This window comes from Acidovorax sp. JHL-9 (assembly GCF_000426205.1).
Taxonomy (GTDB): domain Bacteria; phylum Pseudomonadota; class Gammaproteobacteria; order Burkholderiales; family Burkholderiaceae_C; genus Acidovorax; species Acidovorax soli.
The window spans coordinates 198,493-219,211 of record NZ_AUEX01000001.1; the positions used below are offsets into that span (position 1 = coordinate 198,493).

At 66.7% G+C, this 20,719-nt stretch carries 16 protein-coding genes; 9 read left to right on the forward strand and 7 right to left on the reverse strand.

Annotated features, from left to right (window positions below; all coding sequences use genetic code 11):
* Nucleotides 1-113: 113 nt before the first annotated feature.
* The 8 genes from K225_RS0100875 (at nt 114) to K225_RS0100910 (ending at nt 8,725) form a co-directional block, all read left to right on the forward strand.
* The gene (locus tag K225_RS0100875) at nt 114-1,166 is read left to right on the forward strand and encodes a patatin-like phospholipase family protein (protein WP_026434641.1); all 1,053 of its coding nucleotides are present in this window, start codon (nt 114-116) and stop codon (nt 1,164-1,166) included.
* A 149-nt stretch (nt 1,167-1,315) separates the two neighbouring features.
* Nucleotides 1,316-2,095: a FadR/GntR family transcriptional regulator gene (locus K225_RS0100880; protein WP_026434642.1), complete on the forward strand. Its 780-nt coding sequence runs from the start codon at nt 1,316-1,318 to the stop codon at nt 2,093-2,095.
* 127 nt (nt 2,096-2,222) lie between these two features.
* Complete coding sequence (locus K225_RS0100885; protein WP_026434643.1) at nt 2,223-3,590, forward strand: GntP family transporter; 1,368 nt, start codon at nt 2,223-2,225, stop codon at nt 3,588-3,590.
* 36 nt (nt 3,591-3,626) lie between these two features.
* Nucleotides 3,627-4,538, forward strand: coding sequence for an L-threonate dehydrogenase (gene ltnD / locus K225_RS0100890; protein ID WP_026434644.1), 912 nt, complete (start codon nt 3,627-3,629; stop codon nt 4,536-4,538).
* Complete coding sequence (gene otnK, locus K225_RS0100895) at nt 4,535-5,806, forward strand: 3-oxo-tetronate kinase (protein ID WP_026434645.1); 1,272 nt, start codon at nt 4,535-4,537, stop codon at nt 5,804-5,806. Before ltnD ends, otnK begins: the two co-directional genes overlap by 4 nt.
* A gap of 17 nt (nt 5,807-5,823) precedes the next feature.
* On the forward strand, nt 5,824-6,513 hold the full coding sequence (locus K225_RS0100900; RefSeq protein WP_026434646.1) for an aldolase: 690 nt from the start codon (nt 5,824-5,826) through the stop codon (nt 6,511-6,513).
* Nucleotides 6,514-6,549: 36 nt separating this feature from the next.
* Nucleotides 6,550-7,347 (forward strand): 2-oxo-tetronate isomerase, encoded by a 798-nt coding sequence (gene otnI, locus K225_RS0100905; protein ID WP_026434647.1) that lies wholly within the window; start codon nt 6,550-6,552, stop codon nt 7,345-7,347.
* A 547-nt stretch (nt 7,348-7,894) separates the two neighbouring features.
* Nucleotides 7,895-8,725, forward strand: a complete 831-nt coding sequence (locus K225_RS0100910; RefSeq protein ID WP_026434648.1) for an urease accessory protein UreD — start codon at nt 7,895-7,897, stop codon at nt 8,723-8,725.
* Nucleotides 8,726-8,764: 39 nt separating this feature from the next.
* Here the strand turns inward: K225_RS0100910 and urtE are convergent, their stop codons facing one another.
* From urtE to K225_RS0100945, 7 genes are all read right to left on the reverse strand, one after another.
* On the reverse strand, nt 8,765-9,457 hold the full coding sequence (urtE, locus tag K225_RS0100915) for an urea ABC transporter ATP-binding subunit UrtE (RefSeq protein WP_026434649.1): 693 nt from the start codon (nt 9,455-9,457) through the stop codon (nt 8,765-8,767).
* Nucleotides 9,458-10,399: 942 nt separating this feature from the next.
* Nucleotides 10,400-11,275: an urea ABC transporter ATP-binding protein UrtD gene (gene urtD, locus K225_RS0100920; RefSeq protein WP_026434650.1), complete on the reverse strand. Its 876-nt coding sequence runs from the start codon at nt 11,273-11,275 to the stop codon at nt 10,400-10,402.
* Nucleotides 11,272-12,411: an urea ABC transporter permease subunit UrtC gene (gene urtC / locus K225_RS0100925; RefSeq protein ID WP_026434651.1), complete on the reverse strand. Its 1,140-nt coding sequence runs from the start codon at nt 12,409-12,411 to the stop codon at nt 11,272-11,274. The genes urtD and urtC overlap by 4 nt, the downstream gene beginning before the upstream one ends.
* Nucleotides 12,412-12,431: 20 nt before the next feature.
* Nucleotides 12,432-14,012, reverse strand: coding sequence for an urea ABC transporter permease subunit UrtB (urtB, locus tag K225_RS0100930; protein ID WP_026434652.1), 1,581 nt, complete (start codon nt 14,010-14,012; stop codon nt 12,432-12,434).
* A 156-nt stretch (nt 14,013-14,168) separates the two neighbouring features.
* The gene (gene urtA, locus K225_RS0100935) at nt 14,169-15,431 is read right to left on the reverse strand and encodes an urea ABC transporter substrate-binding protein (protein WP_026434653.1); all 1,263 of its coding nucleotides are present in this window, start codon (nt 15,429-15,431) and stop codon (nt 14,169-14,171) included.
* Between the two features lie 159 nt (nt 15,432-15,590).
* Entirely contained in the window at nt 15,591-16,661 is a 1,071-nt protein-coding gene (locus tag K225_RS0100940) for a response regulator (RefSeq protein ID WP_026434654.1), read from the reverse strand.
* Nucleotides 16,661-20,254 (reverse strand): ATP-binding protein, encoded by a 3,594-nt coding sequence (locus K225_RS0100945; protein WP_026434655.1) that lies wholly within the window; start codon nt 20,252-20,254, stop codon nt 16,661-16,663. Before K225_RS0100945 ends, K225_RS0100940 begins: the two co-directional genes overlap by 1 nt.
* 148 nt (nt 20,255-20,402) lie before the next feature.
* Between K225_RS0100945 and K225_RS0100950 the strand changes: the two genes are divergently transcribed.
* Entirely contained in the window at nt 20,403-20,705 is a 303-nt protein-coding gene (locus K225_RS0100950; RefSeq protein WP_026434656.1) for an urease subunit gamma, read from the forward strand.
* Nucleotides 20,706-20,719 lie beyond the last annotated feature (14 nt).

Below are 20,719 nucleotides of genomic sequence, written 5' to 3' on the forward strand. Positions count from 1 at the left end.
CAATCAGGTCAAGCGCCAGAAGCTCCTTTTCCAGGAGCGAATACACCACCCACGGTGTCAGGGGAATGCCACCGCTATACTGCCCGCCCCGTTGGACCGCAGGATTGCCTGGCATGCGCTTGACCGCTTTTTTCCCCCCACTGGCCGCCCGCGCCGCAGTGACCGTGCTGGCAACCCTGGCCCTGGCGGCCTGTGGTGGCACCAGCCCCACCCGGCCCGAAACGTCGGCGCAGCCCCCTCTTGCGTCCTCCACCAGTCCCATCCGTGTGGGCATTGCCCTGGGCGGCGGCGCGGCCAAGGGCTTTGCGCACATTGGCGTGATCAAGATGCTGGAGGCCAATGGGCTGGCGCCCGCTGTCATCTCCGGCACCAGCGCGGGCAGCGTGGTCGGCGCGCTGTATGCCAGCGGCATGAATGCCTTCGAGATGCAGGAGAAAGCCGTGGCACTCGACGAAACCCGGATCCGCGACCTGCAGCTGTCTTCGGGCGGTCTGGTGCTGGGCCAGAAGCTCGAAGACTATGTGAACGAGCAGGTGCGCCGCAAGCCCATGGAACAGTTGGCCAAGCCCTTCGTGGCCGTGGCCACAAGGCTCGAAGACGGCGAGCGCACCGTGTTTGCGCGCGGCAACACGGGCCAGGCCGTGCGCGCCTCCAGCAGCGTGCCGGGCGTGTTCCAGCCCGTGACCATTGGCAAATACCATTTCGTGGATGGCGGCGTCGTGAGCCCCGTGCCGGTGGATGCGGCGCGCCAGCTGGGCGCGGACATCGTGATCGCCGTGGACATCTCCAGCAAGGCCCGGGGCAAATCGCCCGGCGACATGCTGGGCACGCTGGGCCAGTCGATTGCCATCATGGGCCAGAAACTGGGCCAGGCCGAACTGGCGCGTGCCGATGTGATCATCCGCCCCCAGGTGCTGGACATCGGTTCGACGGACTTCAGCCAGCGCGCCAATGCCATCTTGGAAGGCGAAAAGTCGGCCCTGGCCGCCATGCCGCAGATCCGCGAACGCATGGCCCAGCTGCAGGCCGAACGCGCCAACGCCGCGCGGCTGGCCCAGCAGAAGACCGCCGAGGCGCAGTACCAGACCTGCATGGACAGCCGTTCCCGCCTGCAAAAAATCGCAGACCTGGCGCGGCTGGACGATTCCTGCGCAGCGCCAAAGTAGCCGGGCGGCGGGTTGGGCGCTGGGCCATGCGCCCTTGCGCACCTGCCCCGGCCCCTTCGCTGCGCCGGTGTGCGCCCAGGCGCTTGGGGTACAGTCAGCCAGGCCTGCCTCCCCCGCGCTGCCGCCGTCATCCCTGAGCCGCTTTACCCATGTCGTCACCGTTTTCCGCCATCAAACCCGGCATCAAGCTGTCCGATCAGGTCGCCAGCGCGCTGGAAGCGGAAATCCGCGCAGGCCGCATCCAGGCGGCGGAGAAGCTGCCCACCGAGGCCGCGCTGGCCCAGCAGTTCCAGGTCAGCCGCACGGTGGTGCGCGAAGCCGTTTCACGCCTGAAATCGCTGGGACTGGTGGATTCGCGCCAGGGCAGTGGCGTGTATGTGCAGGCCCCGGGCATCGAGCCGCTCCATTTTGACCTGCCGCACTCGGCATCGCGCGAGGCCGTGATGCAGATCGTGGAAGTGCGCAAGGCCCTCGAATCCGAAGTGGCCGAACTGGCCGCGCAGCGCCGCAATCCCGCCGACGTGGCCGCCATCCGCCACGCCATGCGGCAGATTGCCCAGGCCGTGCAGACCGGGCGCGATGGCGTGGAAGAAGATGTGCTGTTTCACCGCGCCATTGCCCGGGCCGCGGGCAATCCCTTCATGATCCGCACGCTGGACTACCTGGCCCAGTTCCTCAAGGGCGCCACGCGCGTGACCCGCGCCAACGAAGCGCGGCGCGCCGACTTTGCCCAGGCCGTGACGCAGGAACATGAGCGCATCGTGCAGGCCATAGAAGCGGGTGATGCCCCTGCAGCCCGGCACGCCGCTGCCGAGCACATGCGCAACGCACTGTCACGCATCGAGCAGGCCGATCCCGCCTTCTGGGCACAGGACGGCGAGCGGCTGGCCCAGCCGCTGGTACAGGCCTCGCCGCCGCTGCTGTTTTAAGAACGCCACCCCGCATCAGGGTTAACCCGCAGCAAGGGCGCCTTCATAAATTTGTATGATAACCATATAAACACACCAACAGTGGTGCAGCGCGTCGCGCTCGCCCTTCCATTCAGAGAACCCTCGCATGTCCACCCTCGCACTCCTCGGCATTGGCGCCGGCAGCATTGCCCTGCTTCTTTTGCTCATCATCCGCTGGCAGGTCCACGCCTTCGTGGCCATGATGCTGGTGAGCTTTCTGGTGGCATTTGCCACCGGCATGCCCATTGGCGACATCATCAGCACGCTGATTGCGGGCATGGGCGGCACGCTGGGTTCGGTGGCCATCCTGGTGGCGCTGGGCTCCATGCTGGGCCGCATGATCGAGGTCTCGGGCGGCGCGGCCAGCCTGGCCAACCGCTTCACGCAGCTGCTGGGCCCCACGCGCGTGCCCATGGCGCTCACGGCGGCGGCGCTGGTGCTGGCCATTCCCGTGTTTTTTGACGTGGGCTTCATCATCCTGGTGCCCATCGTCTATGGCTTTTGCAAGGCCGCAGGCGTCAACCCGGTGAAGTTCGGCTTGCCCGTGGCGGGCATCATGCTGGCCGCACACGTGGTGGTGCCGCCGCACCCCGGCATCGTGGGCGGTGCGGCCATCGTCAAGGGCGACATCGGCTGGATCACCATCATTGGCCTGTCCATCTGCATTCCGCTGGCGGCGCTGTCGCAGTACGTGGCAGGCTGGCTCAACCGCAAGGGCTACCCCCTGCTGCCCACCACGGCCGAGCAGTTCGCCGCCTTTGGCAGCAGCGATGAAACCGCTGCATCCAAAGCCCGCAGCGCGCCGGGCGTGGGCACCATCCTGGCGCTGATCCTGATTCCGCTGGCCCTCATCATGGCCGGCACCACCGGCGCCACGCTGCTGCCCAAGGGCGACAGCCTGCGCAATGTGCTGGGCTTCATCGGCTCGCCCATCTTTGCGCTGACGGTGGCCGTGGGCCTGGCCATGTTCCTGCTGGGCCGCAGCCAGGGCTGGAACCGCGAACGCACCAACGCCATCATGGAATCCGCCCTGCCCCCGGCCGCCACCGTGATCCTGGTGACGGGCGCCGGCGGCGTGTTTGCCAAGGTGCTCACCGCCAGCGGGATCGGCGCGGCGCTGTCGCAAAGCCTCACGGCCACGCACCTGCCACTGATCCTGCTGGCCTTCCTCATCGCGCTGGCGCTGCGCGCCGCCCAGGGCTCGGCCACCGTGGCCATCATCACCACCTGCGGCCTGCTGGCCGACGCGATCGCGGGCGGCGGCTATTCCCCCCTGCAAGTGGCGTTGCTCACGGTGGCCATTGGCTTTGGCAGCCTGGGCTTGTCGCATGTCAACGATTCGGGCTTCTGGATCGTGACGCGCTACCTGGGCCTGAGCGTGGGCGATGGCCTGCGCACCTGGACGGTGCTGACCACCGTGCTGGGCCTGGCGGGCTTTGCACTCACGGCGTTGCTGTGGGCCCTGGTGGCCTGAGCCCCCTCTTCTCCAATTCACTGAAGGACTGACAACATGACCCGACCCATCGTAGGCATCATCGGCCTGGGCGCCATGGGCGCTGGCATTGCCAAGACCCTGCGCAACAACGGTTTCACCATCCACGTGTGCGACGTGCGCCCCGGCGTGGCCGATGCCTTTGTGGCAGACGGCGGCACGGCCCACGCCACCACCGCCGCCCTGGCGGCGGTGAGCGATGTGGTGGTGTCGGTGGTGGTGAACGCCGCGCAGACCGAGAGCGTGCTGTTTGGTGACGATGGCCAGGGCGGAGCGGCTGCGGCCATGCGCTCCGGCAGCACCTTTGTGATGTGCTCCACCGTCGATCCCAACTGGTCGGTGGCACTCGAAACGCGCCTGAACGCCCTGGGCCTGCACTATGTGGACGCCCCCATCTCCGGCGGCGCCGCCAAGGCCGCATCGGGCCAGATGACCATGATGACCTCGGCCAAGCCCGAGGCCTATGCCGCAGCCAATGCCGTGCTCGACGGCATGGCCGGCAAGGTGTACCGCCTGGGCGACAAGGCGGGCGCAGGCAGCAAGGTCAAGATCATCAACCAGCTGCTGGCCGGGGTGCACATTGCCGTGGCCGCCGAAGCCATGGCCCTGGGGCTGCGCGAAGGCGTGGACGCTGCAGCGCTGTACGAGGTCATCACCCACAGCGCGGGCAACAGCTGGATGTTTGAAAACCGCATGGCCCATGTGCTGGCGGGCGACTACTCGCCGCTGTCGGCCGTCGATATCTTTGTGAAGGACCTGGGCCTGGTGCTGGACACCGCCCGCGCCAGCAAGTTCCCCCTGCCGCTGGCCGCCACCGCGCACCAGATGTTCATGCAGGCCTCCACCGCAGGCTTTGCCAAGGAAGACGACAGCGCCGTGATCAAGATCTTCCCCGGCATCACGCTGCCCGAGGGTAAGGAGAAGGCATGACACGCGCATTGCTGGGCTGCATTGCCGACGACTTCACCGGCGCGACCGACCTGGCCAACAACCTGGTGCGCGCAGGCATGCGCGTGGTGCAGGCCATGGGCGTGCCCACGGCTCCGTTGGATGCGGAGGCCGATGCCATCGTGGTCGCGCTCAAGTCGCGCACCATCCCGAAGGACGAAGCCATCGCCCAGTCGCTGGCCGCCCTGCAGTGGCTGCAGGCGCAGGGGGTCGAGCAGATTTATTTCAAATATTGCTCCACGTTTGACAGCACGGCAGAGGGCAACATCGGCCCCGTGACCGATGCGCTGATGCAGGCCCTGGGCACCGACTTCACCATCGCCACGCCCGCCTTCCCCGACAACAAGCGCACGGTATTCAAGGGCTACCTGTTTGTGGGCGATGTGCTGCTGAACGAGAGCGGCATGCAGAACCACCCGCTCACGCCCATGACCGACCCCAACCTGGTGCGCGTGCTGCAGGCGCAGACCGAGAGCCGCGTGGGCCTGATCGACCACAGCGTGGTCGCACAGGGCGAGGCCGCCATCCGCGCGCGCATCGATCAACTGAAGGCCGAGGGTGTGCGCATGGCCGTGGTCGATGCGGTGTCGAATGCCGACCTGCTGCGCCTGGGCCCGGCGCTCCAGGGCATGCCGCTGGTCACGGCGGGCTCGGGCGTGGCCATTGGCCTGCCGGGCAACTTTGGCGTGGCACCCAGCAACGAGGCAGCCCGCCTGCCCGCAGCGCAAGGGCTGCAGGCCATCGTGTCGGGCAGCTGCTCGGTGGCCACCAACCAGCAGGTCATGGATTTCATCAAGGCGGGCAAGCCAGCCCTCGCCATCGACCCGCTGCGCATCGCCGCAGGCGTGGATGTAGCCGCCGAAGCGCTGGCCTGGGCCGAAGGCCACATCGGCCAGGGGCCGGTGCTGGTGTATTCCACCGCCGAGCCCTCGGCCGTGCGCGCCATCCAGGGCAAGCTGGGTTCCGAAAAAGCGGGCGCCATGGTGGAGGAAACCATCGCCGCCATTGCACGCGGCCTGGTGCAGCGCGGTGTGCGCCAGCTCATCGTGGCGGGCGGCGAAACCTCGGGCGCCTGCGTGCAGGCCCTGGGCATCACGCAGATGCGCATTGGCGCGCAGATCGACCCCGGCGTGCCGTGGTGCCATGCGGTGGCGCCCGACGCGGTGGACGGCCTGCACATCACGCTGAAATCGGGCAATTTCGGCAGCACCGATTTCTTCACCAAGGCTTTTGCACAATTGCCGGCATGAGCACCACCACCGCCTTCATGGATGAGAGCACCGCCCGCGACGACATCTGCCGCGTGGGCCGCAGCCTGTTCGAGCGGGGCTATGTGCATGCCACCGCAGGCAACATCAGCGTGCGCCTGGCCGATGGCTACCTCATCACCCCCACCGACGCCTGCCTGGGCACGCTGCAGCCCGAGCGGCTGGCGCGCCTGGACGCGCAGGGCCAGCAGGTGGCGGGTGACCGGGCCAGCAAGACCATTGCGCTGCACCGGCAGATCTACGAGGCCTCGGCATCGACGGCGGCACCTGCCCGCTGCGTCATCCACACCCACAGCACGCACCTGGTGGCCTGCTCGCTGCATGCCGACACGGCGGCAGGAGGCCAGCTCGCGCCCGATGCGCCCTTGCTGCCCCCCATCACGCCCTACTTTGTCATGAAGGTGGGCCGGGTGCCGCATATCCCCTACCACCGCCCCGGCGATGCGGCTGCGGCGGCACTGGTGGCGCAGACCATCGCCCGCCATGCCGCGCAGGGCCACCCCGTGCGCGCCGTGATGCTGGCGCGGCTGGGGCCCAATGTGTGGCACGACACTCCCGCCGCCGCCATGGCCGTGCTCGAAGAGCTGGAAGAAACCGCCCGCCTGTGGCTGCTGTGCCAGCCCCGCCCCACGCCGCTGACCGAGCCCCAGATGGAAGAACTGCGCCAGGCCTTTGGCGCGCAGTGGTAAGGCCCAGCCCTCACCCCCCCAGACAGAAAGACACCCATGCCCCGTTTTGCCGCCAACCTGTCCATGCTCTACAACGACGTGGACTTCCTCGACCGCTTTGCCGCCGCCGCCCACGACGGCTTCCAAGCGGTGGAATACCTCTTCCCCTACGCCTACCCCGCCCAGGAACTGGCCACGCGCCTGCAGGCCAACGGCCTGCAGCAGGTGCTGTTCAACGCCCCGCCCGGCGACTGGGATGCGGGCGAGCGCGGCCTGGCCTGCCTGCCCGGGCGCGAGGCCGAGTTCCGCGAAGGCATGGCCAAGGCCATCGAGTACGCCAAGGCACTGCAATGCCCGCGCATCCACGTGATGGCCGGCCTGGTGCCACAGGGTGCCGATGCGGCCACCGTGCGTGCCACCTACATCGCCAACGTGCGCCACGCCGCCGAGCAGGCCGCGCCCCACGGCATCCAGATCCTGCTGGAACCCATCAACGGCCGCGACATGCCCGGCTTCTTCCTGAGCCGCCAGGACCAGGCCCACGCGCTGATTGCCGAGATCGGTGCGACCAACGTCAAGGTGCAGATGGACCTGTACCACGCGCAAATCGTGGAAGGCGACCTGGCCATGAAGATCCGCCAGTACCTGCCCACCGGCAATGTAGGCCACCTGCAGATCGCGGGCGTGCCCGAGCGCCACGAGCCCGATGTGGGCGAGGTGAACTACACCTACCTGTTCCAGCTGCTCGACAGCCTGGGCTACGGCGGCTGGATCGGCTGCGAGTACCGCCCGGCGCGCGGCGCAGCGCCCCATGCCACGTCGGACGGCCTGGGCTGGCTCAAGCCCTGGCTGTAAAACGCGCTCGGGGTCTTGCAGCGTGCAAATCCCGGCACGTTTACCGACGGTCAGGAGGCCAGCACTCCTGCGCGGTGTGACACATGGCGGTTGGCACGCCAAATGCATGGCCATGGCACGGGTGGCAGGCAGTGTGCGGGTCCTTGCAACACGCGCCCACCCTGCACACTGCAGGAGACAACCATGCACACCTTCATGGCGACCCACCCGCCAGCATTCGACATGCCCGTGCCGCTGGGCAAAACAGGCACCCGCCTCCTGCGCCAGGCCATCGCCTGGGCATGCACCGCTCGGGCGCGTGGCACTCACCCTTTTGGGGCGGTGATCGCCGGGGCCGAAGGTACGCTGCTGGCCGAGGCCTATTGCACGACCACCGCGTCTGGCCCCGTCGAATGCGTGGGCCCGGCGTTGCTGGAGAAATCCAGCGCGCCACACACAGGATTCTGGCGGCCTGGCACGGCACCTGATCCCTGGCCTACAGGGTGCTTTGCGCTCGTCCAACGCTCATAATCAGCTATTTATTTAGTAGCGACATTGTCCATCCGATATGCCCTGGTACGCCCGCCTGCAGCTGAACTACACCCTGGAGAACGCCCGCACCGTGGCGCGCTTCGAGCACGACGGGCCGCTGCGCATCCTGCAAAGCCTGTACCCGGAAGGTGACGGCATTTGCCACAACGTGCTGGTCCACCCGCCGGGCGGTCTGGTGGGGGGGGACACTCTGGACATCACGGCATCTGTGGGACCCGGCGCCCACGGGCTGGTCACAACGCCGGGTGCCACGCGCTTTTACCGCTCCACCGGAGAGCGCGCCCTGCAGCGCACACACCTCTCACTCGAAGAAAACTCCCGCCTGGAATGGCTGCCGCTGGAGTCGCTTTGCTACAACGCCTGCCAGGCAGAAAACCACCTCACGATCAATATCGCCCCTGGTGCCGAATGCATGGGCTGGGATGTCACCGCGCTGGGCCTGCCGCATGCCGGGCAAGCCTTTGACACCGGCCGCTTCGTGCAGCACATCGAGGTGCCCGGCCTGTGGCTGGAGCGCGGCGTGATAGATGCTGCCGACCGGCGCCTGCTGCAAAGCCCACTGGGTCTGGCAGGGCACCGCTGCGTGGCCAGCCTGTTCTTCACAACGGGCGCCCCGATGGGCAAGGCCCGGCGCGATGCCGCTCTGGACGCTGCCCGCGCCCTGATGGACACCCATGCACTCAAGGCCACCGCAGGCGCCACCAGCCCCAACGGGCAGGTGGTGGTGCTCCGCGTGCTGGCGCCGCAGGTAGAGCCGGCGATGCAACTGCTCCAGCAGGTGCGGTCCGCATGGCGTGCGGCCCTGTGGCAACTCGACGCCGCACCGCCCCGCATCTGGTCCATGTAGGCAACAGGCGCTGGTGCAGACCTGCCATGGAGCCCACGATCAAATCGCCACGAGTTTGCGAATACCCTTCGCCTCCATCTCGCTGCCGGGGCCACGCGCAATGACCTCGCCGCGCTCCATCACCAGGTAGTCATCGGCCAGCTCCTGCGCAAAGTCGTAGTACTGCTCGCAGAGCAGGATGGCCATCTCGCCGGTGTCGGCCAGCATGCGGATCACGCGGCCGATGTCCTTGATGATGCTGGGCTGGATGCCCTCGGTGGGCTCGTCCAGGATCAAGAGGCGCGGCCCGGGCGCAAGGGCCCGCGCAATGGCCAGCTGCTGCTGCTGCCCACCCGACAGGTCGCCGCCCCGGCGCCCCAGCATCTGCTGGAGCACGGGGAACAGCTCGTACAGGTGCGCAGGCACGGGCGTGGAGCCGCTTTTGTAGGCCAGGCCCATGCGCAGGTTCTCTTCCACCGTGAGGCGGCCGAAGATTTCGCGCCCCTGGGGAACGAAGCCGATGCCGGCCCGGGCCCGTTCGTACGGGGTGGCCTTGTCGATGGGCTTGCCATCGAAGCTGATGGAGCCGCTTCTGATGGGCACCAGGCCCATGAGGCTTTTGAGCAGCGTGGTCTTGCCCACGCCGTTGCGGCCCAGCAGCACGGTGACCTTGCCGGGGGTGGCGGTGAGGCTCACGTCACGCAGGATGTGAGAGCCGCCGTAGTACTGGTTGATGTTTTGGACGGTGAGCATGGTGGTCTTTTGAGTGTTTTTGGCTGCTGGCGCCTGTTCAGCAAGCGCTATTAGCTATTGTTTTTATAGCTTCTGTGTTGAGTCCGAACGGACGGGCTGAGCTTGTCTGAGCCTGGGTGCTGGTTTGGGCGACGTGCTTTTGCTGAGGGCGGAGGCCGGGAGTCGCCCGGCATGCGAGTAACTTTCTTTCGTCTCGCCGAAAGAAAGTCACCAAAGAAAGGGCGACCCTACAGGCTGCGTCCCTGCGCTTCGCTACGGGCAACCTGCGGTGCTCGCGTCCAGCGGGGTCTCGCTCCAACTCGCTTCGTTTCACTGCGCTCAGACAATCGCGAGCCCTTATCCACTGGCCGCTGCGCTCCTCGGCACATCCTGAAGGGAACCCTGGGTGCGGACATCCACACGGGCCATTGCTGCGCTCGGCCTCGCCTGCACAGCGCGTGGCGCTTGCGCCCGCAAGGTGGGGCCGAGCGAAGCGATGGCCCGTAGGGCTGTTCGGCTGTTGGATGTTCGGATTTCCCACCCCCTGCTGGCTGCGCCTGCGGCGGGGCGGTTGCGGGGTGGCATGGGCGTCGAAGCGCCCATGCTTCGTGCTCTGACTCGCCGTGGCTGTCCGAGCGGCGCGCACAGCGCAAAGCGAGTTCCACGGCGCACCCCGCAACCGACACGCCGCAGGTTTGCCCCTTCGCACAGCGAAGGGGTCGCAGACTGGGGGTCGCCTTTTCTTTGGTGACTTTCTTTTGGCGAAGCAAAAGAAAGTTACTTGCATGCCGGGCGACTCCCGGCCTCCGCCCCGAACCCAAGCACGCTTTCCCAACCCGCACGCCCAGGCTTCGACAAGCTCAGCCCGAACGGTTCCGAGGTAGCGCCCAGGCTTCGGCAAGCTCAGCCCGAACGGATCGAGGACAGCCAGGCCAGCGGAGACGAAGAAGTGGCAAAACACGATCACCGCCCCAGATAAACCTCAATCACCCGCTCATCCGCCTGCACCTGATCGAGCGTTCCCTCCGCCAACACCGACCCATCGCACAACACCGTCACCTTCTCCGAAATCGTGCGGATAAAGCCCATGTCGTGTTCCACCACCATCAACGAATGCTTTCCCTTCAAAGCCAGAAAAAGCTCTGCCGTGCGGGCTGTTTCTTCATCCGTCATGCCCGCCACCGGTTCGTCCAACAGCAGCAACTTCGGGTCCTGCATCAGCAGCATGCCAATCTCGAGCCACTGCTTTTGCCCGTGGCTCAGGTTGCCGGACTGGCGCGTCACACTGCCCGCCAGGTGGATGGTGTGCAGGATCTCGGCCAGGCGGTCCGACTGCGCGGAGTCGAGCCGGAAGAACATGCTGGACTTCACGCCCTTGTGGGTCTTGAGCGCCAGTTCCAGGTTCTCGAACACGCTGAGCTGCTCGAACACCGTGGGTTTCTGGAACTTGCGGCCTATCCCTAAGCTGGCGATCTCGGGCTCGTTGTGGCGCAGCAGGTCGATCGTGGAGCCGAAGAACACCGTGCCTGTGTCGGGCCGCGTCTTGCCGGTAATGATGTCCATCATCGTCGTCTTGCCCGCGCCGTTGGGGCCGATGATGCAGCGCAGCTCGCCGGGCGCGATGTCCAGGCTCAGGCCGTTGATGGCCTTGAAGCCGTCAAAGCTCACGTGCACGTCTTCCAGGTACAGGATGCGGCCATGGGTCACGTCCACCTCGCCCGGCACCGCCACGCGCGAGAAGCCTGCGGCGCGGCCGCCCGACTCGGTCTGGCCCAGCGCAGCGGGCGCCAGCGTCTTCTGCAGCCGCAGCGCGCCTTCTTCCATCAGATCGGGCGTCATTGCGCAGCTCCCTTCGTGGTTGTCATTTTTGCTTTGAGCTTCTTGACCAGCCCCACCACGCCATCGGGCAGGAACAGCGTCACGGCAATGAACAGCGCGCCCAGAAAGTACAGCCAGAACTCCGGCGCCGTCACCGTGAGCCAGCTCTTGGCGCCGTTGACGATGAACGCGCCCACAATGGGCCCGATCAGCGTGGCGCGCCCGCCCACGGCTGCCCACACTGCTATCTCGATGGAGTTGGCGGCGCTCATCTCGCCGGGGTTGATGATGCCGACCTGGGGCACATACAGCGCGCCTGCCACGCCGCACATCATGGCGCTGATGGTCCAGATGGTGAGCTTGTAGGGCAGCGGCGAGTAGCCCGAGAACATGACGCGGCTCTCGGCGTCGCGCACCGCCTGCAGCACACGGCCGAACTTGCTGCGCACCAGCCAGCGGGCCAACAGGAAGAAGCCCAGCAGCGTGACGCCTGTCAGCACGAACAACGTCATGCGCATGGTCGGAGTGGCAAGGGGCATGCCCAGGATGCGCTTGAAGTCGGTGAACCCGTTGTTGCCGCCAAAGCCCGTCTCGTTGCGGAAGAACAGCAGCATGGCCGCATAGGTCATGGCCTGGGTGATGATGGAGAAGTACACGCCCTTGATGCGCGAGCGGAAGGCGAAGTAGCCGAACACGAACGCAATCACGCCGGGCACAGCCACGATGAGGACCAGCGTGGCCACAAAGCTGTCGGACAGCGCCCAGTGCCAGGGCAGCTCCTTCCAGTCCAGGAACACCATGAAATCGGGCAGGTCGCTCTGGTAGTTGCCGTCGCGGCCGATCTGGCGCATGAGGTACATGCCCATCACGTAGCCACCCAGCGCAAAGAACAGGCCGTGGCCCAGGCTCAGGATGCCGGTGTAGCCCCAGATCAGATCCATGGCCAGCGCGCAGATGGCGTAGCACATGATCTTGCCGAGCAGCGCCACGGCGTAGTCCGACAGGTGGAACAGGCTGCCTGCGGGCACCCACAGGTTGAGCACGGGGGCCACGGCGCACACCACGATGAGCGCCACGATGAAGGCCGACCAGCCACCGCGCGTGAGCAGCGGCGCGGGTGCGGGCAGTTGGAGGTTGGGAGAGGTTGGCGTAGTCATGATCTGTCGTCTCTGGTGCTTCAGTCGGCCGTACGCCCTTTGACCGCGAAGATGCCCTGGGGCCGCTTCTGGATGAAGATGATGATGAACACCAGCACCGCAATCTTGGCCAGCACGGCGCCCGCCCAGCCTTCAAGGAACTTGTTCAGGATGCCCAGACCCAGCGCGGCATACACCGTGCCCGCCAGCTGGCCCACGCCGCCCAGCACCACCACCATGAAGGCATCGACGATGTAGCTCTGGCCCAGGTCCGGCCCCACGTTGCCCACCTGGCTCAGGGCGCAGCCAGCCAGGCCCGCAATGCCCGAGCCCAGCGCAAACGCCATGGTGTCGATGCGCGCGGTGTTCACGCCCATGCACGAAGCAATGGGGCGGTTTTGCGTGACGCCGCGCACGAACAGGCCCAGGCGCGTGCGGCCAATCAGGTAGCCCATGCCCAGCAGGACGGCAATAGCAAAACCAATGATGACGAGGCGGTTGTACGGCAGCGTGAGGTTGGAGAGCACCTGCACGCCGCCGCTCATCCACGCGGGGTTTTCCACGCCCACGTTCTGCGCGCCAAAAATCGTGCGCACCAGCTGCATCAGCACCAGGCTGATACCCCAGGTAGCGAGCAGCGTCTCCAGCGGACGGCCGTACAGGAAGCGGAGCACACCCCGCTCCAGCACCGCGCCCACGGCGGCGGATGCGCCAAACGCCAGCGGCAGCGCGGCGACCAGGTACCAGTCGAACGCGCCCGGAAAATGCTTCTGGAAGATGCCCTGCACCACGTAGGTGGCGTAAGCGCCGATCATCATCAGCTCGCCATGGGCCATGTTGATCACGCCCATGAGGCCGTAAGTGATGGCCAGGCCCAAGGCGACGAGCAGCAGGATGGAGCCCAGGCTGATGCCCGAGAACGCTGCGCCCAGGCGTTCGCCCCAGGCCAGTTTTTCGTCCAGGGTGCGCAGCGCGGCCTGCAGGGCTGACTTGACCTTGGCGTCTTCTTCGACCGCCACGCGCTCGTTCAGCAGCAGGCGCGTGTCGGGCGTGGCGCTGGCCGACAGGGCCTGCGCGGCAGCCATGCGCTGCGCGGCATCGTCGCTGCCCAGCAAGGTGGCGGCGCGCGCCAGCTGCAGCTGGGCCTTGATCTTGTCGTTGCTTTCCTGCGCCAGCGCCTTGTCGAACAGGGGCAGGCGGCCCGCATCGGGCTCCTTGGTGAGCGCCTTGGCTGCGGCCATGCGCTGGGCTTCGTCCTTGCCAAACAGCGCCAGGCCCGCCAGGGCCGTGTCGATCTCGCCGCGCATGCGGTTGTTGTTGATGATTTCCTCGGCGTCCGCGGGCACGGGCACCTCGGCACCGGTGACGGGGTCGATGCCCTTGTCGTCCCGCACGATCAGGGCCTTGCCACCGGCGACCTTCACTGCATCATCGGCCAGCGCCCGCAGGAAGGCGGCGGTGCGCTCGCTGGGCTCCGCCACGGCCTGCTGCACGGCGGCCACGCGGTCGTCGGTTTCGCCTGCGGCCATGGCCAGGGCCTGCTCGGCGGTGAGTGCGTGGGCCTGTACCGTCACCCACAGCAACAGGCAGGCGATCAGACGAGAAAAAAAAGAGGAATACATGAAGGAGGCTCTTTGAAGTCGCAGTGGGCCGCCGTGCAGGCGCGATGCGAAGGCGAGAGCCGCCGCGCAAGGGCCGCCCCGCCGCGCTGGCGGCGTCCCCCCTCCCACGCGCCAGCGTGAGAGAGGGGTGAAGGCGCGCTAGCGCCTCAGGGGGTGTCACTTCTTTTCAGGCTCGTCCTTCTTCTTGTCGTTGCCTTCGATGTACGGGCTCCACGGCTTGGCCTTCACAGGGCCAGGGGTCTTCCACACCACGTTGAACTGGCCGTCGGCCTTGATCTCGCCGATGAACACGCTCTTGTGCAGGTGGTGGTTCTTCTCGTCCATCTTGCTCACGATGCCCGACGGTGCCTTGAAGGTCTGGCCGGCCATGGCGGCAATCACCTTGTCCACGTCGGTGCTCTTGGCCTTTTCCACGGCCTGCTTCCACATGTTCACGCCGATGTAGGTGGCTTCCATCGGGTCGTTGGTGAGTGGCTTGTCCTTGTGGCCGGCAATGCCCTTGGCCTTGGCGTAATCGCTCCACTTCTTGATGAAGGCGGTGTTCTCAGGGCTCTTGATGGACTGGAAGTAGTTCCAGGCAGCCAGGTGGCCGACCAGCGGCTTGGTGTCCACGCCGCGCAGCTCTTCTTCACCCACGCTGAACGCGACCACCGGCACGTCCTTGGCCTTCAGGCCGGCGTTGCCCAGTTCCTTGTAGAAGGGCACGTTGGAGTCGCCATTGATGGTGGACACCACCGCCGTCTTGCCCCCCTGGCTGAACTTCTTGATGTCGGCCACGATGGTCTGGTAGTCGCTGTGACCAAACGGCGTGTACTTCTCGTCGATGTCGGAATCCTTCACACCCTTGGACTTGAGGTAGGCGCGCAGGATCTTGTTCGTGGTGCGGGGGTACACATAGTCGGTGCCCAGCAGCACCCAGCGGCGGGCAGCGCCGCCGTCCTTGCTCATCAGGTAGTCCACCGCAGGGATGGCTTGCTGGTTGGGCGCGGCACCGGTATAGAACACGTTCTTGGACAGTTCTTCACCCTCGTACTGCACGGGGTAGAACAGCAGGCCGTTCATTTCTTCCACCACGGGCAGCACCGACTTGCGCGACACCGAGGTCCAGCAGCCGAAGATGACCGAGACCTTGTCCTGGCCCAGCAGCTGCTTGGTCTTTTCGGCGAACAGGGGCCAGTTGGAGGCCGGGTCCACCACCACGGGTTCCAGCTTCTTGCCCAGCACGCCACCCTTGGCGTTGATCTCGTCGATGGCCATGAGCACGGTGTCTTTCAGCACCGTTTCGGAGATGGCCATGGTGCCCGACAGGCTGTGCAGGATGCCGACCTTGATCGTGTCCTGGGCGTGGGCTGGCAGTGCAGACAGGCCAGCGAGCGCAGCGGCGGCCGCGAGGGCCTTGAGGGAATGACGACGTTGCATGTGTGCTTCTCCAGTGGGTGGTTGCAATCCATCGAACCGCTTCACACGGTGGCCCCGGTGGGGTGCCATGTGTGATCGGGCGATGGAATGGATTCTGGAGAGCGCGGCCGGCTTGGGAAATACGCCGGGTGGCGTACACCGCACGGGTTCCACCCGCGCTCAGCCCTCGAACTGCGGGTGCAACTGGCGGATGCGGTTCATGGCCATGGCGGCTGCGGCCGTGCGTGTTTCCACGCCGAGCTTGGCGAACACGCGCTCCAGGTGCTTCTTCACCGTGGCCGGGCTGGCACCCAGGATGTCGCCGATGTCGCGGTTGATCTTGCCCTTGAGCACCCAGTACAGCACCTCGGCCTCGCGTGCGGTGAGCTTGAAGGACAGGCTCATGGATTCGATGATCTTGGCGTCGGACACCTCGCGCATCACGATGAGCCAGTCGCCGCCGCCCGCGCTGTCGCCCGCCTGCTGGTGCAGCCGGAAGGTGAGCCTGCGCGCGCCCTGCTCCACCGCCAGGCGCGGCGGCTCGGCCAGCGAAGCCTCCAGCCGCTCGGCCGCGTTGTCGGCCAGCACATGGCGGCGCAGCCAGGCCTGCACGGGCTCGGGCGCCCATTGGCCAAACGGGGTGGGTGCGCCATCGGGGCCTACCTCGCCAAAGTAGCTTTGCAGCAGCTCGCGCGCCAGCGGGGTCTGCCACACGATGCGCCCGTCCGCGGCGCGCACGGTGATGCTGGCGTAGCCAAAGGCATCGAGCGCGTTGCGCGCCTCGCGCGCCTGGCGGGCGTCCTGCCGGGCCTTGCGGGCCGCGCCCAGGTGCACGCCCATGCGGGCCATCACCTCGCGCGGCTTGAGGGGCTTGGTGACGTAGTCCACGCCGCCCGCCTCCAGCGCGGCCACCAGGTGCTCGGTCTCGGTCAGGCCGGTCATGAAGATGATGGGGATATGCGCGGTGGCGGGCGAGGCCTTCAGGCGCCGCGCCACTTCAAAGCCGTCCATGCCGGGCATCATGGCGTCGAGCAGCACGATGTCCGGCAGGGCCTGCGCAGCGCGCTGCAATGCGGCTTCACCGTGCGTGGCCACCAGCACGGTGTAGCCGGATTCATCGAGCGCGTCGTGCAGCACGACCAGATTGTCGGGCACGTCGTCCACGATCAGGACCACGTCGCTGTCGCTGCGGTCCAGCGCGCTGGCGGGCGCTGTGGGTGGTTGAGAAGGAAGGGGGTTGGCAGTGGTCATCACGAGGGTGCCTGCTCCAGGATCTGGCCCATAGCATCGAACTGGAATTGCTTGGCCAATTGCCGCATGGTGCCGACAAAAGCGCTGTGCGCAGGCTGGCTGCGTTCAATGTCATCCAGGGTGTTGAGAATGCCCCGGTAGTAGCCCAAGGACACCGCCTGTGCCAAAGCCACCAGCGCAGCGGCATCGGGGTAAGTGAGGGGCACGGGCGCATGAGACCCCAGCGCGGGTTCAGCCCCAGCGAGCGCCCCGGAGGCCTCGTCGTATTGCCACTGCAGGCCCAAGCGGCGCTCCAGCCAGTCCAGCAGCTCGCTGTGGCGCACGGGTTTGACGATGAAGTCTTCGGGGCGGATATCCACGTCGTTGTCGAGCGCCTTGTCGAAAGCATTGGCGGAGACGATGGCACAGTGGAGGTCTTCGAGGTGCATCTGCCGCACGCGCCGCAGCGTTTCCCAGCCATCGATGCCCGGCATGGCCAGGTCCATGAAGACCGCGTGCGGCCGGTACCCGGTAGACAGCAAGTCCAGCGCATCGTGGCCGCTGGCGGCCTGGCGCAGCTCGAAGCCCAGGGGTTCGAGCAGTTGCACCAGCAGCTCGCGGTCGGGCTCCTCGTTGTCCACCACCAGAATGCGGCGGCGCTCGCCCGCGTACCCCTTGCGCTGGCGTTGGCCGTGTGCGGCCCGCGCCGCCGGCGCTGCGGCCTTGCCCGACGCATCGCCATGCACTTCGGGCAGGAACAGCTTGGCGTGGAACACCGAACCCACACCCGGGGTGCTGCTCACTGTCAGCTCGCCGCCCATGAGCGCGGTGAGCATCTTGGCAATGGTCAGGCCCAGCCCCGCACCCGGCGCGGCAGCGGTGCTGCCACCGCCCGATCCGCCGCGCGCAAAGGGCTCGAAGATGCGCTCGATCTCTTCAGCCGTGAGGCCCGGCCCGGTGTCCTGCACCTCGATGCGCGCCATCTCGCGCGCATAGCGTACGCGCAGCGTGACGGTGCCCTGCACGGTGAACTTGACCGCGTTGCCCAGCAGGTTGATGAGGATCTGGCGCAGACGCTTGTCGTCGGCGCGCACCACCTCCGGAATCACCCCTTGCACATCAAACGTGAACGCCAGGCCCTTGGCGGCGGCCTGCAGCTCGAACAATGCGGCCATCTCGTGCAGGCCGTCAGCAAAGCGCATGGGCGCCACATCCAGCGTGAGCTTGCCGGATTCAATGCGCGCAATGTCCAGCGTGCCTTCGATGAGCGACAGCAAATGCTCGCCGCCCCGGCGGATCACATGCACGGCCTGCTTGCGGTGCGGCGGCACGCCCGCGTCCTCACCCATGAGCTGGGCGTAGCCCAGGATGGAGTTGAGCGGCGTGCGGATCTCGTGGCTGATGGCACTGATATAGCGGCTCTTGGCATGGTTGGCCTGCTCCGCGGCCTGCTGCGCCTGCTCGGCCACGCTGCGCGCGGTCTGCAGCGCCTCGTCGGTCTGGCGGTGCAGCTCGATTTCGCGCACCAGCAGGCCCGTCTGGCGATTCGACTCCTCCTGCGCCACCTGGCGGCTTTTGTGCGCCAGCACCAGCCACCAGGCCACGATGCCCGAGATGACCAGCAGCGCGAGGTAAGCCTTGAGCAGGCCGGAGCGCAAGGCGACCTCGGGCGCAGCCAGCACTTCGGTATGGGTCGCCGCCTGCGCGAGGGTGTTGAGCTCCTGGTGGTACAGCATGCCCATCACCGACGCCAGCAGCGGTGCGATCACCAGCATCAGCAGCAGGAAGTGGCCCAGGCCCGTGTCCAGGTAGCGCCACATGGCGCGCGGCAACACCCAGCGCAGGGCGGCGGACCACTGCACCGCCATGCTCGCATGCGGCTTGCACAGGTCGCCACAGCGCACATCGAGCGTGCAGCACAGGGAGCAGATGGCGCCTCGGTAGGCGGGGCACTGGGCCATGTCGGGGGCTTCATACTCGCGCTCGCAGATCACGCAGCGCTGCACGGTCAGGCGCTGGAAAGTCCCCAGGTCGGCGGCCCGAGTACCCGGCACGGGGCCCACCATGGGCATGGCCACGGGTGCGCTCTGCCGCGCGATGTAGTAACGGCCGCGTGTGGTCCAGGCAATGAGCGGCGCGGCCACAAACGCCACGGCCATGGCGATCACGGCCGAGAAAGCCTGTGGCAGCGGGCCGAACAGGCCCAGGTGCGCGCTGATGGACAGGAGGGACGCCAGCGCCATCGCGCCCACGCCCACCGGGTTGATGTCGTACAGGTGCGCGCGCTTGAACTCGATGCCCTTGGGCGACAGGCCCAGCGGCTTGTTGATGACGAGGTCGGCCACCACGGCCATGATCCAGGCGATGGCGATGTTGGAGTACAGCCCCAGCACCTCGCCCATGGCGCGGAACACATTCATCTCCATCAGCATGAAGGCGATCAGCGTGTTGAACACCACCCACACCACGCGCCCCGGGTGGCTGTGCGTGAGGCGCGAGAAGAAGTTGGACCAAGCCAGCGAGCCCGCGTAGGCGTTGGTCACGTTGATCTTGAGCTGAGAGATCACCACAAACAAGGCCGTGGCCGCCACCGCCCAGCCGTAGTGGGGGAACACATATTCATACGCGGCCAGGTACATCTGGTTGGGGTCCACCGCGCGGTCGGCAGGCACCATGTGGGTGAGTGCCAGGTAGGCGAGCAGCGCCCCGCCCAGCATCTTGAGCACCCCCAGCACCACCCAGCCCGGACCGCCCACCAGCACGCCCAGCCACCAGCGCCCGCGCGTGTCCGGGGTGCTGGCAGGCATGAAGCGCAGGTAGTCGGCCTGTTCCCCCATCTGGGTGATGAGCGCAATACCGACGGTGAGTGCCGCACCAAACACGGGCAGCTGAAAACTTGCATTGCGCCCTGACTCCCCACCGTAGTGCACGACCCCCACAAATGCACCAGGATCGCGCACCAGCACATACACAAACGGCACCACCAGCATCACCAGCCACAGCGGCTGCGTCCACACCTGCAGGCGGCTGATGACGGATACCCCGTGCGTGACCAGCGGAATCACCACCACGGCGCAGATCAGGTAGCCCCAGGTGGGCGGGATGTCGAGCGCCAGTTCCAGCGCGTAGGCCATGACGGCGGCCTCCAGCGCAAAGAAGATGAAGGTGAAGCTGGCGTAGATGAGCGAGGTGAGCGTGGAGCCGATGTAGCCAAAACCCGCGCCGCGCGTGAGCAGATCCATGTCCACGCCATAGCGCGCGGCGTAAATGCTGATGGGCAGGCCCGCCAGGAAGATGATGAGCCCCGTGGCCATGATGGCCCAGAAGGCATTGATGAAGCCGTACTGCACCAGCAGCGTGGCGCCCACGGCCTCCAGGATCAGGAAGGACGCGGCGCCGAACGCCGTGTTGGCCACGCGCCATTCGGACCACTTGCGAAAGCGCTGGGGCGTGTAGCGCAGCGCGTAGTCCTCCATGGTCTCGGTGGCCACCCAGCTGTTGTAGTCACGCCGGACCTTGACGACCTGCTGGGGCGCCTGCGCGTCGGCATCCGGCCCTGGCACAGGGGCCGAACTGGCGTCGGGCGGGGCAAGGGAGGCGATGGAGGGAGGCATGGGCAAAGGGCGGCGGCAGCCCCTGCAAGTGCAGTTTCCATGCCACGGGTTGCCTTCGTATGCGGTGCACCTTCGCCCTCTGGCGTATGGCGGGCACGGGGCTTGCTGCCTATGATGGATTCGCTTCCACTCGCTCACTCGGTACACCATGGAACTGACCCCACGCGAAAAAGACAAACTGCTGATCTTCACCGCCGCCCTGCTGGCCGAGCGCCGCAAGGCCCGGGGGCTGAAGCTCAACTACCCCGAGGCCGTGGCCCTGATCAGCGCCGCCGTGATGGAAGGCGCGCGCGACGGCAAGACCGTGGCGCAGCTCATGAGCGCAGGCCGCACCGTGCTGACCCGCGCGGACGTGATGGAAGGCATCCCCGAGATGATTCCGGACATCCAGGTGGAGGCCACCTTCCCCGATGGCACCAAGCTCGTGACGGTGCACCAGCCGATCGTCTGATCCCTTCTATTCCC

What these genes read in the sequence shown, in the direction of transcription:
- K225_RS0100875 (WP_026434641.1), top strand. Translation starts at nt 114, where the DNA reads ATGCGCTTGACCGCTTTTTTCCCCCCACTGGCCGCCCGCGCCGCAGTG.
- K225_RS0100880 (WP_026434642.1), top strand. Translation starts at nt 1,316, where the DNA reads ATGTCGTCACCGTTTTCCGCCATCAAACCCGGCATCAAGCTGTCCGAT.
- K225_RS0100885 (WP_026434643.1), top strand. Translation starts at nt 2,223, where the DNA reads ATGTCCACCCTCGCACTCCTCGGCATTGGCGCCGGCAGCATTGCCCTG.
- ltnD (WP_026434644.1), top strand. Translation starts at nt 3,627, where the DNA reads ATGACCCGACCCATCGTAGGCATCATCGGCCTGGGCGCCATGGGCGCT.
- otnK (WP_026434645.1), top strand. Translation starts at nt 4,535, where the DNA reads ATGACACGCGCATTGCTGGGCTGCATTGCCGACGACTTCACCGGCGCG.
- K225_RS0100900 (WP_026434646.1), top strand. Translation starts at nt 5,824, where the DNA reads ATGGATGAGAGCACCGCCCGCGACGACATCTGCCGCGTGGGCCGCAGC.
- otnI (WP_026434647.1), top strand. Translation starts at nt 6,550, where the DNA reads ATGCCCCGTTTTGCCGCCAACCTGTCCATGCTCTACAACGACGTGGAC.
- K225_RS0100910 (WP_026434648.1), top strand. Translation starts at nt 7,895, where the DNA reads ATGCCCTGGTACGCCCGCCTGCAGCTGAACTACACCCTGGAGAACGCC.
- urtE (WP_026434649.1), bottom strand. Translation starts at nt 9,457, where the DNA reads ATGCTCACCGTCCAAAACATCAACCAGTACTACGGCGGCTCTCACATC.
- urtD (WP_026434650.1), bottom strand. Translation starts at nt 11,275, where the DNA reads ATGACGCCCGATCTGATGGAAGAAGGCGCGCTGCGGCTGCAGAAGACG.
- urtC (WP_026434651.1), bottom strand. Translation starts at nt 12,411, where the DNA reads ATGACTACGCCAACCTCTCCCAACCTCCAACTGCCCGCACCCGCGCCG.
- urtB (WP_026434652.1), bottom strand. Translation starts at nt 14,012, where the DNA reads ATGTATTCCTCTTTTTTTTCTCGTCTGATCGCCTGCCTGTTGCTGTGG.
- urtA (WP_026434653.1), bottom strand. Translation starts at nt 15,431, where the DNA reads ATGCAACGTCGTCATTCCCTCAAGGCCCTCGCGGCCGCCGCTGCGCTC.
- K225_RS0100940 (WP_026434654.1), bottom strand. Translation starts at nt 16,661, where the DNA reads ATGACCACTGCCAACCCCCTTCCTTCTCAACCACCCACAGCGCCCGCC.
- K225_RS0100945 (WP_026434655.1), bottom strand. Translation starts at nt 20,254, where the DNA reads ATGCCTCCCTCCATCGCCTCCCTTGCCCCGCCCGACGCCAGTTCGGCC.
- K225_RS0100950 (WP_026434656.1), top strand. Translation starts at nt 20,403, where the DNA reads ATGGAACTGACCCCACGCGAAAAAGACAAACTGCTGATCTTCACCGCC.